Here is a 14797-nt window from a genome sequence, read left to right on the forward strand (position 1 = left end):
ACCAAAGCCACAACAAACACTTACGCGCAAAAATTCCACGGACTCCCTGCGCGCCAGGCATACAATCGTCGTGTCCACGACGCTCACCGCCGCCATGCCGCTATTTTGCGTCACCCAGGCGCGCCGCGCGCAGCACCGCCTCGCGGGCTTGCTGACCGGCCTCGTCACCTGTCTCGCAGCAGCCGCGGCTTGCGCCGCAACGCCGGTGGACAAACTCGTCGTGCCATCCGGCTTCCATGTCGACGTGCTGACCGACGCCGTGCCGACCGCCCGCGAAATGGCATGGTCGCCCCGCGGAATCCTGTATGTCGGGTCGCGGGAAGGTCGCGTGCATGCATTCGTGATGCAGGAGGGCCGGATCACGGCCGGATACGTGATCGCATCGGGGCTCGACATGCCCGTCGGCGTCGCGTATCGCGACGGCGCGCTCTATATCTCCGCCGTGTCGCGCATTCTGCGCCTCGACCACATCGACGACCGGCTCGCCAGTCCTCCGGCGCCGGCGGTCGTGACGGACGCGCTGCCGACCGATCATCATCACGGCTGGAAATTCATCGCATTCGGCCCCGACGGCAAGCTCTACGTGCCAACCGGCGCACCGTGCAACGTGTGCCTCGCCGATCGCGGCCGATACGCGATCATCGCACGCATGAACGCGGACGGCAGCGGCCGAGAAGTGTTTGCCCGCGGCGTGCGCAATACCGTCGGCTTTGCCTGGCACCCCGATTCGCGCGAGCTGTGGTTCACCGACAACGGGCGCGACTTGATGGGCGACGACGTGCCCGACGACAAACTGAACCGTGCGCCGCGCGCAGGCCTCGATTTCGGCTTTCCATACTGCCACGGCGGCGACACGCCTGACCCTGAATTCGGGAGCGCCGACGTGTGCCACCGCTACGTGCCGCCCGTGCTGAAACTTGGCGCGCACGTCGCGGCGCTCGGCATGCGCTTCTATACGGGGCCGATGTTTCCGGCGTCATATCGCAACAACATCTTCATTGCCGAGCACGGTTCGTGGAATCGCAGCACGAAGGTCGGCTATCGCGTGATGCGCGCGGTCGTGTCGGCCGACGGCAGCCACGCAAGCCAGACACCGTTCATCACCGGCTGGCTGCGAGCGGACGGCACCGTGTGGGGGCGCCCGGCCGACGTACTGCCGCTGCCCGACGGCTCGCTGCTCGTCAGCGACGACTACGCAGGCACCATCTATCGCGTCACCTATGCGGCACCTTGACGCAGGCAAGGGGTGACCCGGCCGGACCGGGCATCGTAGAATGCCTGCCGGGCCACGCGCCCCGCGCCGGCCTGCCGGCCGCCCATGCCAACGATAATCCGCCGCCATCCATGTCCAGCAGCACCGCATCGTCGTCCCGCCGCTTTCGCTCCAAGACGCTCACCGCCGCCCTCGCGTTCCTCCTCGGCTCGCTCGGTGCGCACCGCTTCTACCTGTACGGCTTTCGCGACGTGTACGGCTGGGCGCACCTGCTCGCGACGATCGTCGGGATCCCGGGTTTCCTGCTGCTCGCCGCGACCCAGCGCAGTGCCAACCTCGGCTGGTGGCTCGCCGTGCCGGGTGCGATCTCGCTTCTGGCTGCGTTCCTCGCCGCGCTCGTCTACGGCCTGCGCCCCGACGAGAAATGGGACGCGCAATTCAATGCCGATACCGGCAAGCACAGCCAGTCAGGCTGGACTGTGATCTTCATCGTGATCTTCTCGCTGCTGATCGGTGCGTTCCTGCTGATGACCGCGCTCGCGCTGTCCTTCCAGACATATTTCGAATCGCAAGTCGAAGCGGCGAAGCAAATCTCGCAATAAGCACCGACGCGCGTCGGTCAGCTCAGAACAGCCTCAGCTGCACGTCGTCACGCGACGTCGCGCCGGTTGCGCCCGCCATCGGGCGCTGCGCTGCCGCCCCGGTCGCCGGCGCACCGCGAAACTGCGACAGATCCAGAATGCCGTTCGCGCGCTCGTTCAACCCGAGCCGCTTCACGGCCTGACGGAACCGCTGCCGCAACAGGTCTGCCCAGATTCCCTCGCCCTTCATCCGCTTCGCGAAATCCGAGTCGTAGTCCTTCCCGCCGCGCATGTCGCGCACGCGGTTCATCACGCGCTCCGCGCGATCGGGGAAATGCGCGGAGAGCCAGTTCTTGAACAGCGGCGCGACCTCCCACGGCAGCCGCAGGATGATGTAACTCGCGTGCGTTGCGCCGGCTTCCGCACAGGCTTCCAGCACACGCTCCATGTCCGGCTCGGTGACGAACGGGATCATCGGTGCAATGCTGACGCCCACCGGCACGCCCGCGTCGCGCAGCGCGCGGATCGTGCGCAGCCGGCGCGCCGGCGTCGCCGCACGCGGCTCGAGCGTACGCGCGAGATCGGCATCGAGCGTCGTGATCGTGACCGCGGCCATCACCTGCCCGCGCTCGGCCATCGGGGCCAGCAGATCCAGATCGCGCTCGATCAGTGACGATTTCGTGATCGCGGCGAACGGCAGCCCGTGATCGTGCATCACCTGGATCACGCTGCGCGTGATGCGCAGATCGCGCTCGACGGGCTGGTATGCATCGGTGTTGACGCCAAGCGCGATAGGCTCCGGCACGTAGCGCTTGCGCGAAATCTCGCGCTCGAGCAATTCGGCAGCGTTGACCTTCGCATAGATGCGGCTCTCGAAATCGAGCCCCGGCGACAGACCGAGATAACTATGGGTCGGCCGTGCAAAGCAGTAAATGCAGCCATGCTCGCAGCCGCGATACGGATTGAGCGACACGCTGAACGGTATGTCTGGCGACTGGTTGTGCGTGAGGATGCTCTTCGCGCGCTCCTCGAACACCTGCGTGCGCAGCGGAGCCGGCAGATCGGTGTCGGCCGATTCGTGGGTCCAGCCGTCGTCGACCGCTTCACGCAGCGCCGTTTCGTATCGCCCCTGGAGGTTGTCGACCGCACCACGCCCCTTGCGGGGCGCCGGCGGCGCTATAGGAAATTCGTTGTCGGACCGACCGCCCATGCACTCACCCATTCGCCTGCACCCAATACTGTACATTTATACAGTATTGGGTGCAGCATGCCAAGGGCGAGATAGAGGGACGGACTGTCGGCCACAGCCAGGGTCATTCGCCGACCGAGATCGTCAGCGTCTCCTTGATTTCTTCCATCACGACATAGCTCTTCGACTGCACCGCGCCAGGCAGCTGCAGCAAGATGTCGCCCAGCAGCTTGCGATAGTCGGCCATTTCACCGATCCGCGCCTTGATCAGGTAGTCGAAGTCGCCGGACACGAGATGACATTCGAGCACCTCGTCGATCTTCATCACTTCGCGCCGGAACTGCTCGAACATGTTGCCGCCCTTGTGGCCGAGCGTGATCTCGACGAACACCAGCAACGCGGCACCCAGTTGTCCCGGATCGACGCGTGCGTGATAGCCGGTGATGACGCCGTCGCGCTCCATGCGCCGCACGCGTTCGATGCACGGCGTGACGGTCAGCCCGACCTGCTCCGCGAGGTCCTTCATCGCCATCCGGCCGTCGTCCTGGAGCAGTTTGAGGATGCGCCGATCGAGCTTGTCGAGCGAGCGTACTGGCTGGCGTTGCGTTCTCATTTGTTTATGCTGAAAACCTGAAAAATACGATAACAAAACCTACACATTCGACAATACCATAGCGCAAAAAACTAGATCAGCTAGAGGTTACACGGAGACGCAGGTGCGCCCGGCCTCGACCTGATCCTTCCATCTGGAGCAGCTATGCGAGTCGTCATTCTGGGCAGCGGTGTGGTGGGCGTGGCAAGCGCGTATTACCTCGCGCGCGCCGGTCATGAAGTCACGGTGATCGACCGGGAAGCCGGTCCGGCGCTCGAGACGAGCTTCGCGAACGCAGGTCAGATCTCGCCCGGCTATGCCGCGCCGTGGGCCGCGCCCGGCGTGCCGCTGAAGGCCGTCAAGTGGATGTTCGAGAAGCACGCGCCGCTCGCGATCCGCCTCGACGGCACGCGCTTCCAGCTCCAGTGGATGTGGCAGATGCTGCGCAACTGCACGGCCGAGCGCTATGCAGTCAACAAGGGCCGCATGGTCCGCCTCGCCGAATACAGCCGCGATTGCCTGCAGGCGCTGCGCGCCGACACGGGTATCCAGTACGAAGGCCGCACGGGCGGCACGCTGCAACTGTTCCGCACGCAGCAGCAACTCGACGGCGCGGCGAAGGATATGGCGGTGCTGCAGGAAGCCAACGTGCCGTTCGAACTGCTGTCGCCGGCCGAGCTCAAGAATGCCGAACCGGCGCTTGCCGCCGTGTCGCACAAGCTGACGGGCGGCCTGCGCCTGCCGGGCGATGAAACCGGCGACTGCCAGCTGTTCACGACGCGCCTCGCGGCGCTCGCAGAATCGCTCGGCGTGAAGTTCCGCTACAACACGCCGATCGACGCGCTCGCGATCGCGGGCGGCAAGATCGCCGGCGTGCAGTGCGGCAGCGAGACGGTGCGCGCGGATGCATATGTCGTCGCGCTCGGGTCGTACTCCACCAACTTCATCTCAAACCTGATGAAGATCCCCGTCTATCCGCTGAAGGGCTATTCGATCACCGCGCCGATCGTCGACGAGACGGCCGCGCCCGTGTCGACGGTGCTGGACGAAACCTACAAGATCGCGATCACGCGTTTCGACCAGCGCATCCGCGTCGGCGGCATGGCGGAGATCGTCGGCTTCGACAAGAACCTGCGTGCCGCGCGTCGCGAGACGCTCGAAATGTGCGTGAACGACCTGTTCCCGGGCGGCGGCGACACGTCGAAGGCAACGTTCTGGACAGGCCTGCGCCCGATGACGCCGGACGGCACGCCGATCGTCGGCCGCACGCCGGTCTCGAACCTGTTTCTGAACACCGGCCACGGCACGCTCGGCTGGACGATGTCGTGCGGGTCGGGCCAGCTGCTCGCCGACCTGATCTCGGGCAAGAAGCCGGCAATCCAGGCCGACGACCTGTCGGTGCATCGCTACCTGAAGGACGTAGCCGGCCAGACGCGCCCGGCATATGCATAAGTCGGAACGGCCCGCCGCGACGCAGGCCGGTCCGCCTCAACGAAAAAGGCGCCCTCGGGGCGCCTTTTTCGTTACAGCGAATGCGTTGCGGCCTCGGAACAGGGCCTCCGTCGACTCGCGCACGGTCGTTGCCATTCGCGCCGACGATCAACGCTTCTGGCCCACCTGTCCACACGACGACATGTTCGGCGCGGCATTGAGCGAGCACGGCTCGCTGCCCGACAGAACACCCCGCCGGCTTCTGTCGTCGCACAAAAAAAGGGGCGCGTATCGCGCCCCTCGTCCTGCGTACTTGCCGCCGAAGCGTCAAGTCACACTGTGTCAGCCCAGTTCGTTCACGAGTTCCGGCACGAGCGCGAACAGGTCGCCGACGAGGCCGTAATCGGCCACGCTGAAGATCGGCGCTTCCGGATCCTTGTTGATCGCGACGATCACCTTCGAATCCTTCATGCCGGCCAGGTGCTGGATCGCACCCGAGATGCCCACCGCGATGTACAGCTGCGGCGCAACGATCTTGCCGGTCTGGCCGACCTGATAGTCGTTCGGCACGTAGCCTGCATCGACTGCCGCGCGCGATGCGCCAAGCGCTGCCGACAGCTTGTCGGCCAGAGGCTCCAGCACCTTCGTGTAGTTTTCACCGCTACCCAGACCGCGGCCGCCCGACACGATGATGCTCGCCGACGTCAGCTCCGGACGGTCCAGCTTCGTCACCTCACGGCTCACGAACTGCGACTTGCCTGCATCTGCCGCCGCTTCGATCTTCTCGACCGACGCGCTGCCGCCTTCCGCCGCCACCGGATCGAAACCCGTTGCACGCACCGTGATCACCTTGATCGGATCGCTCGACTGAACCGTCGCAATCGCGTTGCCTGCGTAGATCGGACGCTCGAACGTGTCGGCCGAATCGACCGCCGTGATGTCCGAAATCTGTGCAACGTCCAGCTTCGCGGCGATGCGCGGCGCGATGTTCTTGCCGTAGGCGGTTGCCGGCGCGAGGATGTGCGAGTAGTCCTTCGCGATGTTCAGCGCGGTCGCTTCGACGTTTTCCGCCAGGCCCGCTTCGAGCTGCGGCGCGTCGGCCAGCAACACCTTCGACACACCTGCAATCTTGGCTGCGGCATCGGCCGCGCCCTGCGCGTTGTGCCCCGCGACCAGCATGTGAATGTCGCCGCCAATCTTCGCGGCCGCCGCCACCGTGTTCAGCGTCGCGGCCTTGATCGACGCGTTGTCATGTTCTGCAATCACCAGAATCGTCATTTCTTTCCGCTCCCTCTTACAGCACCTTGGCTTCGGTCTTCAGCTTCTCGACCAGCGTCTTCACGTCCGGCACCTTCACGCCGGCCGCGCGCTTCGGCGGCTCGGCCACCTTCAGCGTCTTCAGACGCGGCGTGACGTCCACGCCCAGGTCTTCCGGCTTCACCGTTTCCAGCGGCTTCTTCTTCGCCTTCATGATGTTCGGCAGCGTCACGTAGCGCGGCTCGTTCAGGCGCAGGTCGGTCGTGACGACTGCCGGCAGTTGAAGCGACAGCGTTTCCGCGCCGCCGTCGACTTCACGCGCAACCGTGGCGCGGCCATCGGCGATCGTGACCTTCGACGCGAACGTCGCTTGCGGCAGGCCCGCCAGCGCGGCCAGCATCTGACCCGTCTGGTTCGAATCGTCGTCGATCGCCTGCTTGCCGAGGATCACGAGTTGCGGCTGTTCCTTGTCGACCAGCGCCTTCAGGATCTTCGCCACCGCCAGCGGCTCGACGCTGTCGTTCGACTCGACGAGGATCGCGCGATCCGCGCCGATCGCCAGCGCCGTACGCAGCGTTTCCTGCGCTTGCGTCACACCGACCGACACCGCGATCACTTCGGTCGCCACACCCGCTTCCTTCAGGCGCACCGCTTCTTCCACCGCGATTTCGTCGAACGGGTTCATCGACATCTTCACGTTCGCAATGTCGACGCCCGTGTTGTCCGACTTCACGCGGACCTTCACGTTGTAATCGACCACTCTTTTCACTGGCACCAGGATTTTCATGCACACGCTCCAAAGTTACGAATACGACCAGAGGCCATTCTATAGCGAGGCCTCATGACTGCGCGGCCAAGCGGACCAATCCATCGCGGCTATCGAGGATAACGCTCCTCTTCGGCGCGCCGACAATAGCGAACGGTCGTTTTATTTTAAAAGAGAAAAAACCCGGACGCAAAGCCCGGGTTTTCGATCATCAACTCTAATCGTCACCGGGCGCGCCCAGCACCACGTGTTACCAGGCGGCGATGACCGCGCCGCCGAACTTCTGTTCGATGAACTGCTTCACTTCCGCGGAATGGTAGGCCGCTACCAGCTTTGCGACCCACGGCTTGCTCCGGTCAGCGTCGCGAATCGCGAGAACGTTCGCGTAAGGGCCGTTCGGGCCCTCGATCGCGATCGCGTCCTGTTTCGGCTTCAACCCGGCTTCCATCGCGTAGTTGGTGTTGATCGCCGCGGCGTCGACGTCGCCGAGCGAACGCGGAATCTGCGCCGCATCGAGTTCGACGATCTTCAGCTTGCGCGGATTGTCGACGATGTCGAGCGGCGTCGCCTTCAACCCGGCGTCCGCACGCAGCTTCAGCAGCCCCTGCTTCTGCAGCAACAGCAGCGCGCGGCCGCCATTGGTCGGATCATTCGGCACCGCGATGCGCGCGCCGGGTTTCAGCTCGGCCAGCGACTTCACCCGCTTCGAATAGATGCCCATCGGGAATGTGACGGTATCCGCGACCTTGATCAGCTTGTAGCCGCGATCCTTCACCTGCGCCTGCAGATAAGGATCGTGCTGGTAGCTGTTTGCGTCGAGATCGCCCGACGCGAGCGCCGCGTTCGGCTGCACGTAATCCGAGAATTCGACGATGCGGATGTCGAGGCCGCTCTTGGCCGCGACCTTCTTCACCACGTCCATGATCTGCGCGTGCGGACCGCCCGTCACGCCCACCTTGATGGTTTCGGCCTGCGCGTGCGCGCTCGCGAACAGCGCGGCCGCACCGAGTGCGACCGCGAACTTCAGCATGAAGCGTCGTTGCATCGTCTCCCCCTACCAATGAATGTCGTTTTACTTATGGCTCAGCCGGCGCACGAGCCAGTCGCCGAACGATTGCACGATCTGCACGAACACGATCAGGATCGCGACGACCGTCCACATGACTTCCGGCAGATAGCGCTGGTAGCCGTAGCGGATCCCGAGATCGCCGAGCCCGCCGCCGCCGATCGCACCGGCCATCGCTGAATAACCGACGAGCGACACGAACGTGATCGTCAGGCCCGCGACGATGCCAGGCAGCGATTCGGGAAGCAGCACCTTGAACACGATCTGCGACGTCGTCGCGCCCATCGACTGCGCGGCCTCGATCAGCCCGCGGTCGACTTCGCGCAGCGCGGTCTCGACCAGTCGCGCGACGAACGGCGCGGCCGCGAGCGTCAGCGGCACGACCGCCGCAGCCGTGCCGATCGACGACCCCGTGACGAGCCGCGTGAACGGAATGACCGCAACCAACAGGATGATGAACGGCGTCGAGCGCACCGCGTTCACGATGCCGCCGAGCACACGATTCACGCCGAGGTTCTGCAGCACGCCCTGGCGGTCGGTCAGGTAGAGCAGCACGCCGAGCGGCATCCCGACGAGCGCGCCGACCGCTCCCGAGATGCCGACCATGATCAGCGTCTCCCAGAACGACTGCACGAACATATCGAACATCTCACTCAACATACGAAAGCTCCTCTACCACCACACCTTGCTCGCGCAGGAACGCGAGCGCCTGCCCGACCTTGCCCGGTTCGCCGCCCGCGAGCACCGCGAGCGACCCGAACGCCTGCCCCTGGATCTCGTCGATCTGGCCGTGCAGGATGTTGAAATCCAGTTCGTACCGGCGAATCGTCTCCGACAGGATCGGCTGGTCGACACCCGAGCCGGTGAACGCGAGCCGCAGCAAATGCCCGCTGCCCGTCTTCAGCCGCTCGGCCACGCGTGCCTTCAGCGCGGGCGGCAGTTCCTGCGCGATCACGTCGCCGATCAGCGCGCGCGTCACTTCGTGATGCGGCTGCAGGAACACGTCGATCACGCGGCCTTCCTCGACCACGCGCCCCGCGTCGAGCACCGCCACGCGATCGCATACTTGCTTGATCACTTCCATCTGGTGCGTGATCAGCACGATCGTCAGGCCAAGTTCGCGGTTGATGCGCTTCAGCAGGTCGAGGATCGCGCGCGTGGTCTCGGGATCGAGCGCCGACGTCGCTTCGTCCGACAGCAGCACCTTCGGCTTGCTCGCGAGCGCGCGGGCGATGCCGACGCGCTGCTTCTGGCCGCCGCTGATCTGAGCAGGGTAGCGGTCCTTCTGCGCGGACAGCCCGACGAGGTCGAGCAGCGGCAGCACGGCGGCCTCGATGTCGGCACGGCTCGCGCCAGCAAGCTCGAGCGGCAACGCGACGTTGTCGAAGACCGTGCGCGACGACAGCAGGTTGAAGTGCTGGAAGATCATGCCGATTTCGCGGCGCGCTTCGCGCAGCGCGCCGGCCGACAGCAGCGTGAGATCGAGCCCGCCGACGACGACGTTGCCTTCGGTCGGCCGCGTGAGCAGGTTGATGGTGCGCACGAGCGTGCTCTTGCCGGCGCCGCTTCGGCCGATGATGCCGAACACCTCGCCCTGCGGGATCGTCAGATTGACGTTGTGCAATGCGTCGACCCAGCCGGTCGGCCCGGGGAAACGCTGCGACAGATTGCGTAATTCGATCATGTAAACAAAACGGCGGCCGACTGGCGAAGCCCGCCAGTCGGCCGCCGATGCATCTGGAATAGCCGGCGATTTTACCGCAAACGCCTCATTCCACTTAATAATCGATTTCGATCTTTTCATAACCAGACGAAATTAGAGGAGCACTGCTGGTCCGCCGTGTGAGTGCCGCGACTATGATCCGGAACACCGATGCCAACCAAACAGGGGACCCGCCAGATGACCGCCACCACCACGCAGGTCGCCGCACCCGCCGCCATCGCAGCACGGGACACGGCAGCGCCGCCCGACCCGCGGATGGGCCGGCTCCGTACCGCGGACGGGCTCGAACTGGCGTCGTATCGCTGGCCGGCTGGCGACGGCACGGAGCCGCCACGCGCGACGATTGCTCTCGTGCATGGCCTCGCCGAGCATGCGGGCCGCTACGCGGCGCTCGCGGCCAGATTGAACGCGGCCGGCATCGACGTGCTGGCGATCGATCTGCGCGGGCACGGCCAGTCGCCCGGTAAACGCGCGTGGGTCGAGCGTTTCGACGATTACCTGAACGATGCGGATGCCCTCGTCGCCGAAGCCGCCCGCGACGATACGCCGCTCTTCCTGATGGGGCACAGCATGGGCGGCGCCGTCGCGGCGCTGTATGCAATCGAACGCGCGCCGATTCGCGGCCACGCGCTGGCGGGCCTCGTGCTGTCGAGCCCGGCGCTCGCGCCGGGACGCGACGTGCCGCGCTGGATGCTCGCGATGAGCCGCTTCATCACCCGCGTGTGGCCGAGCTTCCCCGCGATCAGGATCGACGCGGCGCTGCTGTCGCGCGATCCGGCCGTCGTCGCGGCCAATCGTGCCGACCCGCTCGTGCACCACGGCGCGGTGCCGGCGCGCACCGGCGCCGAGATCCTCGACGCGATGGCGCGCATCGAGCGCGGTCGCGGCGCGCTGCGCGTGCCGGTGCTCGTCTATCACGGCACCGAGGACAAGCTGACCGAGCCCGACGGAAGCCGCGCGTTCGGCGCACGCGTCGGCTCGCCCGATCGCACGCTGACGCTATACGAAGGCGGGTTCCACGAAACGATGAACGATCTCGAGCGCGACCGCGTGATCGATGCGCTGATCGAGTGGATTCACGCGCACGTGCAGGCGCGCTGAGCGCGCGCCGCCCCGCTCCCGGTCAGATGCCGGCCAGCACGCGCAGGTGCGCCACGACGCTGCGGCCGAGCGCGGACAGGTTGTAGCCGCCCTCGAGACAGCTCACGATGCGGCCCTGCGCATGCCGGCGCGCGACGTCGACGATCTGCGCGGTCAGCCATTCGAAATCGGCCTCGACGAGACCGAGGCTGCCGATGTCGTCCTCTCGATGCGCGTCGAAACCGGCCGACACGAACAGCATCTGCGGCTTGAACGCGTCGAGACGCGGCAGCCAGAACATGTCGACCGCTTCGCGGATCGCCATCCCGTTGCTGCGCGCAGGCATCGGCAGGTTGACCATGTTCGGCGCCTGGTGATCGACGCCCGAGAACGGGTATAGCGGATGCTGGAAGAAGCTGCACATCAGCACCCGCTCGTCGTTCGCGAACGCGGCTTCGGTGCCGTTGCCGTGGTGCACGTCGAAATCGACGATCGCGACGCGCTCGAGGCCGTGGACGTCTAGCGCATGCCGCGCGCCGATCGCGACGTTGTTGAAAAAGCAGAAACCCATCGCGCGCGCGGGCTCCGCGTGATGGCCGGGCGGCCGCACGCTGCAGAACGCATTCGCGTAGCGGCCTTCGATCACGGCGTCGGTCGCCGCGATCGACGCGCCGGCCGCACGCAGCGCGGCGCGCCACGTGTCGCGGTTCATCAGCGTGTCGGGATCGATCTCGACGTAGCCGTCGACGGGCGTCATGCTGCGGATGTAGTCGATGTGGGCCTGCGTATGCACGCGGCCCAGCGCCACCTCGCTCGCGAACGGCGCGGTTTCGTGCACGATCAGGTCGTCGATGCGGCTCGCGATCAGTTGATCCTGGATCGCCGACAGGCGGGCCGGGCATTCCGGATGCCATTCCCCCATCTCGTGCAGCATGCAGTCGGGGTGCGTATAGAAGGCGGTTGCCATAATCTGTCATCCGCGACGCGGGGTGCGCCGCAGGTCTCCATCAATAATGTCCATCGTCTGCCGCGAATTCGCCGCTAACTTACCACAACGGTACGCTGCTTCGCCCCGGCACGCAGGATGCGTCGGGTATACTGCGCCGAACCCCACCGCCCTGTCCGCCCGCTTCGACATGAATTCCAGCAAGCCTGCCGCCCTTCTCTCCGCACTGTTTAGCGTTCGCGTTCCGCTCGTTGCTGCTGCCGTCGCCGCTACCGTGGCGGCCGCGCCCGCCGTCGCGCAGACGCAGCCCGCGAAGTCTCCCGGCACGCGCGTCGCGCAGGCGCAACCGCAGCAGCCGGCGCCGCAAGGGCAGACCTTCGAAGAGGAAATCGTTCCGCAGCGCTACGCGAACAACGCGAAGGTCGATGCGTTCATCGACGAGATGGTGAGCCGCAACGGCTTCGATTCCACAAGCCTGCATGCGCTGTTCTCGCGCATCAGCTACTCGGCCACCGCCGTGAAGCTCGTGAAGCCGGCTCCGACGCCTTCGGTAAAGAACTGGCGCGTCTATCGTTCGCGTTTCATCGAACCGATCCGCATCAACGCGGGCGTGAAATTCTGGAAGGCGAACCAGGCGACGCTGCAGCGCGCGTCCGAGGAATTCGGCGTGCCGCCCGAAGTGATCGTCGGCATCATCGGCGTCGAAACGATCTACGGCCGCTACATGGGCAACTTCCGCGTGCTCGATGCGCTGACGACGCTCACGTTCGACTACCCGGACACGCCGAATCGCGACAGTCGCCAGGCAACGTTCCGCAAGAATCTCGAGGACTTCCTCGTCTGGACCCGCGACAACCAGCTCGACCCGACTACCGTGCTCGGCTCGTACACGGGCGCGATCGGCATCCCGCAGTTCCTGCCGAGCAGCATCCGCGAGTATGCGGTTGATTACGACGGCGGCGGCCACGTCGATCTGCGCAGCAGTCCTGCCGATGCGATCGGCAGCGTCGCGAACTACCTGAAGCAGCACGGCTGGGAAACCGATCGCCCGGTAGTCTGGCGAATCACGCCCGACACGGGCAGCCTCGGCATTGCCCAGGCGGCCGCGGACGGTCAGCCCGAACCGCACTGGGCACTGTCGCAACTTCTGCGCGCCGGCATGACGCTCAACGAGCCGATGGTCAACATCACCACCGAAGCTGGCACGCCGGTCACCGTGGTCGATCTGCCGTCGCCGGGAAGCGCGACCGAATACATGCTCGGCCTCAAGAACTTCTACGTGCTGACGCGCTACAACCGCAGCTTCTTCTACGCACTCGCCGTGTACCAGCTCGGCGAAGCCGTGAAGGCGCAGATGGAAGCGAACGGCGCGCTGCCGCTGCCTGCGGCGGACACGGAAGCGCCGGCGCAATAAGCACGGTCCGCGCAAAGAAAAAGCGCCGCTCATGCGGCGCTTTTTTTATCGCGTGACGCTGCTGATGCCGTTCGGGCTCAGGCAGGAAATACGCCGGTCGACAGGTAGCGGTCGCCGCGATCGCAGACGATGAACACGATCGTCGCGTTCTCGACCTGACGCGCGATACGCATCGCGACTTCGCATGCGCCACCCGACGAGATACCGGCAAAGATGCCTTCGACGGCCGCGAGCCGACGCGCCATCGTTTCGGACGCGGCCTGACTCACGCTCTCGACGCGATCGACGCGGCTGCGATCGAAGATCGTCGGCATATAGGCTTCCGGCCACTTGCGAATGCCCGGAATACGCGACCCTTCTTCCGGCTGCGCGCCGACGATCTCGATCGCCGCATTCTGTTCCTTCAGAAAGCGCGACGTGCCCATGATCGTGCCCGTCGTGCCCATCGCCGACACGAAGTGCGTGACGCGCCCCTCGGTGTCGCGCCAGATCTCCGGGCCAGTTCCTTCGTAGTGCGCGATCGGATTGTCAGGGTTCCCGAACTGATCGAGAATCACCCCCTTGCCTTCGCGCTGCATCTGCTCCGCGAGGTCGCGCGCCAGTTCCATCCCGCCCTTTACGGGCGTCAGGATGATTTCGGCGCCGTAGGCGGCCATGCTCTGGCGACGCTCGATCGACAGATCCTCCGGCATGATCAGCACCATCTTGTAGCCGCGGATCGCCGCTGCCATCGCGAGCGCGATGCCCGTGTTGCCGCTCGTCGCCTCGATCAGCGTATCGCCCGGCTTGATGCGACCGCGCGCCTCGGCCTTGCTGACCATCGACAGCGCAGGGCGATCCTTCACGGAGCCGGCCGGATTGTTCCCTTCCAGCTTCGCGAGCACCACGTTGTTGCGTGCGCGAATCTCGTCGTCCGGCAGGCGGACCAGTTGCACGAGCGGCGTGTTGCCGATCGTGTCTTCGATAGTTTTGTAAGCCATGGAGATACCGTGAGTGCGAGGCCGATCAATCGATTGATTGTAAACCAGCACCGGGGCTCGCGCCGGCAACCCCATTGTGACGATGGAATAGATGTGCCGCACGATTGACGACTGTGCATTTGCAGCATGCACGCAAAAAACCCGCGGCATGCCGCGGGAAGCCGTCGCAACGACGGCGGCTGAAGGAGCCCTTTGTCTTGCGTGCGTTACTTCTGCGCGGTGCGGGCAGGTGCCGCAGCCGGCGTCGCCGCCGCGGGCTTGCCCGCGGCCGGTGCCGCAGCACCTGGGCCGGCCGTACCGATCGTCAACCCTTCCCGCTGAAGGCGCTCGACCGTATGGCCGCCCATGCCTTTCACGCGCGATGAGAGATCGTCTGCATTCCTGAAAGCCCCCCGTGCACCGCGCTCGTCGAGAATCGCCTTCGCTCGCGCGGGACCGATGCCCTTGATGCCGACGAGTGCATCTTCGTTCGCGGTGTTGACGTCGACGGCCGCCCAGGCCGACGCGATCGCGCCGAACATGGCGGCGGCGGCAAACCATTTCCTGATCATGTACTGGA

The 14797-nt window shown here is 65.5% G+C and carries 15 protein-coding genes; 5 read left to right on the forward strand and 10 right to left on the reverse strand.

What is annotated here, in order from left to right:
- The first annotated feature begins 94 nt into the window (after positions 1–94).
- Both BTE28158_RS15195 and BTE28158_RS15200 read left to right on the forward strand, forming a co-directional pair.
- Positions 95–1234: a PQQ-dependent sugar dehydrogenase gene (locus BTE28158_RS15195; protein WP_151047075.1), complete on the forward strand. Its 1140-nt coding sequence runs from the start codon at positions 95–97 to the stop codon at positions 1232–1234.
- Positions 1235–1344: 110 nt separating this feature from the next.
- Complete coding sequence (locus BTE28158_RS15200; RefSeq protein WP_059599369.1) at positions 1345–1815, forward strand: NINE protein; 471 nt, start codon at positions 1345–1347, stop codon at positions 1813–1815.
- A 22-nt stretch (positions 1816–1837) separates the two neighbouring features.
- Here the strand turns inward: BTE28158_RS15200 and BTE28158_RS15205 are convergent, their stop codons facing one another.
- Together BTE28158_RS15205 and BTE28158_RS15210 are read right to left on the reverse strand one after the other, a co-directional pair.
- Complete coding sequence (locus BTE28158_RS15205) at positions 1838–3016, reverse strand: PA0069 family radical SAM protein (protein ID WP_151047041.1); 1179 nt, start codon at positions 3014–3016, stop codon at positions 1838–1840.
- Positions 3017–3107: 91 nt separating this feature from the next.
- Complete coding sequence (locus BTE28158_RS15210; protein WP_006762687.1) at positions 3108–3596, reverse strand: Lrp/AsnC ligand binding domain-containing protein; 489 nt, start codon at positions 3594–3596, stop codon at positions 3108–3110.
- A 144-nt stretch (positions 3597–3740) separates the two neighbouring features.
- Here BTE28158_RS15210 and BTE28158_RS15215 point away from each other — a divergent pair, with 144 nt between their 5' ends.
- Positions 3741–5027, forward strand: coding sequence for a D-amino acid dehydrogenase (locus BTE28158_RS15215; RefSeq protein ID WP_124623391.1), 1287 nt, complete (start codon positions 3741–3743; stop codon positions 5025–5027).
- Positions 5028–5348: 321 nt separating this feature from the next.
- On the opposite strand, the gene BTE28158_RS15220 is transcribed toward BTE28158_RS15215, so the two are convergent.
- The 5 genes from BTE28158_RS15220 to BTE28158_RS15240 all read right to left on the reverse strand — a co-directional run bounded on the left by BTE28158_RS15220 (position 5349) and on the right by BTE28158_RS15240 (position 9779).
- Positions 5349–6284, reverse strand: a complete 936-nt coding sequence (locus BTE28158_RS15220) for an electron transfer flavoprotein subunit alpha/FixB family protein (RefSeq protein ID WP_151047043.1) — start codon at positions 6282–6284, stop codon at positions 5349–5351.
- 16 nt (positions 6285–6300) lie between these two features.
- Positions 6301–7050, reverse strand: coding sequence for an electron transfer flavoprotein subunit beta/FixA family protein (locus BTE28158_RS15225; RefSeq protein WP_059678648.1), 750 nt, complete (start codon positions 7048–7050; stop codon positions 6301–6303).
- 229 nt (positions 7051–7279) lie between these two features.
- Positions 7280–8074 (reverse strand): MetQ/NlpA family ABC transporter substrate-binding protein, encoded by a 795-nt coding sequence (locus tag BTE28158_RS15230; protein ID WP_151047045.1) that lies wholly within the window; start codon positions 8072–8074, stop codon positions 7280–7282.
- Between the two features lie 27 nt (positions 8075–8101).
- Positions 8102–8755, reverse strand: coding sequence for a methionine ABC transporter permease (locus BTE28158_RS15235; RefSeq protein WP_059529977.1), 654 nt, complete (start codon positions 8753–8755; stop codon positions 8102–8104).
- Positions 8745–9779, reverse strand: coding sequence for a methionine ABC transporter ATP-binding protein (locus BTE28158_RS15240; RefSeq protein WP_124623398.1), 1035 nt, complete (start codon positions 9777–9779; stop codon positions 8745–8747). The genes BTE28158_RS15235 and BTE28158_RS15240 overlap by 11 nt, the downstream gene beginning before the upstream one ends.
- 216 nt (positions 9780–9995) lie before the next feature.
- On the opposite strand from BTE28158_RS15240, the gene BTE28158_RS15245 reads away from it, so the two are divergent.
- Positions 9996–10919, forward strand: a complete 924-nt coding sequence (locus BTE28158_RS15245; RefSeq protein ID WP_151047077.1) for an alpha/beta hydrolase — start codon at positions 9996–9998, stop codon at positions 10917–10919.
- A gap of 22 nt (positions 10920–10941) precedes the next feature.
- Here the strand turns inward: BTE28158_RS15245 and BTE28158_RS15250 are convergent, their stop codons facing one another.
- A complete protein-coding gene (locus BTE28158_RS15250; RefSeq protein WP_151047047.1) occupies positions 10942–11865 on the reverse strand; it encodes a histone deacetylase family protein in 924 nt (307 codons plus the stop codon).
- Positions 11866–11908: 43 nt separating this feature from the next.
- Here BTE28158_RS15250 and mltB point away from each other — a divergent pair, with 43 nt between their 5' ends.
- Positions 11909–13258 carry a lytic murein transglycosylase B gene (mltB, locus tag BTE28158_RS15255; protein WP_124623567.1) on the forward strand — a complete coding sequence of 450 codons (1350 nt, stop codon included), beginning with the start codon at positions 11909–11911 and terminating at the stop codon, positions 13256–13258.
- Positions 13259–13335: 77 nt separating this feature from the next.
- On the opposite strand, the gene cysM is transcribed toward mltB, so the two are convergent.
- Positions 13336–14238 carry a cysteine synthase CysM gene (gene cysM / locus BTE28158_RS15260; protein ID WP_059599013.1) on the reverse strand — a complete coding sequence of 301 codons (903 nt, stop codon included), beginning with the start codon at positions 14236–14238 and terminating at the stop codon, positions 13336–13338.
- Between the two features lie 206 nt (positions 14239–14444).
- Positions 14445–14789, reverse strand: coding sequence for a ComEA family DNA-binding protein (locus BTE28158_RS15265; RefSeq protein WP_151047049.1), 345 nt, complete (start codon positions 14787–14789; stop codon positions 14445–14447).
- Between the last annotated feature and the right edge of the window lie 8 nt (positions 14790–14797).

Source organism: Burkholderia diffusa (assembly GCF_902499115.1).
Classification (GTDB): domain Bacteria; phylum Pseudomonadota; class Gammaproteobacteria; order Burkholderiales; family Burkholderiaceae; genus Burkholderia; species Burkholderia diffusa.

Excerpts from the sequence above, each read along its gene's own strand:
- BTE28158_RS15195 (WP_151047075.1), top strand. The coding sequence starts at position 95 with ATGCCGCTATTTTGCGTCACCCAGGCGCGCCGCGCGCAGCACCGCCTC.
- BTE28158_RS15200 (WP_059599369.1), top strand. The coding sequence starts at position 1,345 with ATGTCCAGCAGCACCGCATCGTCGTCCCGCCGCTTTCGCTCCAAGACG.
- BTE28158_RS15205 (WP_151047041.1), bottom strand. The coding sequence starts at position 3,016 with ATGGGTGAGTGCATGGGCGGTCGGTCCGACAACGAATTTCCTATAGCG.
- BTE28158_RS15210 (WP_006762687.1), bottom strand. The coding sequence starts at position 3,596 with ATGAGAACGCAACGCCAGCCAGTACGCTCGCTCGACAAGCTCGATCGG.
- BTE28158_RS15215 (WP_124623391.1), top strand. The coding sequence starts at position 3,741 with ATGCGAGTCGTCATTCTGGGCAGCGGTGTGGTGGGCGTGGCAAGCGCG.
- BTE28158_RS15220 (WP_151047043.1), bottom strand. The coding sequence starts at position 6,284 with ATGACGATTCTGGTGATTGCAGAACATGACAACGCGTCGATCAAGGCC.
- BTE28158_RS15225 (WP_059678648.1), bottom strand. The coding sequence starts at position 7,050 with ATGAAAATCCTGGTGCCAGTGAAAAGAGTGGTCGATTACAACGTGAAG.
- BTE28158_RS15230 (WP_151047045.1), bottom strand. The coding sequence starts at position 8,074 with ATGCAACGACGCTTCATGCTGAAGTTCGCGGTCGCACTCGGTGCGGCC.
- BTE28158_RS15235 (WP_059529977.1), bottom strand. The coding sequence starts at position 8,755 with ATGTTGAGTGAGATGTTCGATATGTTCGTGCAGTCGTTCTGGGAGACG.
- BTE28158_RS15240 (WP_124623398.1), bottom strand. The coding sequence starts at position 9,779 with ATGATCGAATTACGCAATCTGTCGCAGCGTTTCCCCGGGCCGACCGGC.
- BTE28158_RS15245 (WP_151047077.1), top strand. The coding sequence starts at position 9,996 with ATGACCGCCACCACCACGCAGGTCGCCGCACCCGCCGCCATCGCAGCA.
- BTE28158_RS15250 (WP_151047047.1), bottom strand. The coding sequence starts at position 11,865 with ATGGCAACCGCCTTCTATACGCACCCCGACTGCATGCTGCACGAGATG.
- cysM (WP_059599013.1), bottom strand. The coding sequence starts at position 14,238 with ATGGCTTACAAAACTATCGAAGACACGATCGGCAACACGCCGCTCGTG.
- BTE28158_RS15265 (WP_151047049.1), bottom strand. The coding sequence starts at position 14,789 with ATGATCAGGAAATGGTTTGCCGCCGCCGCCATGTTCGGCGCGATCGCG.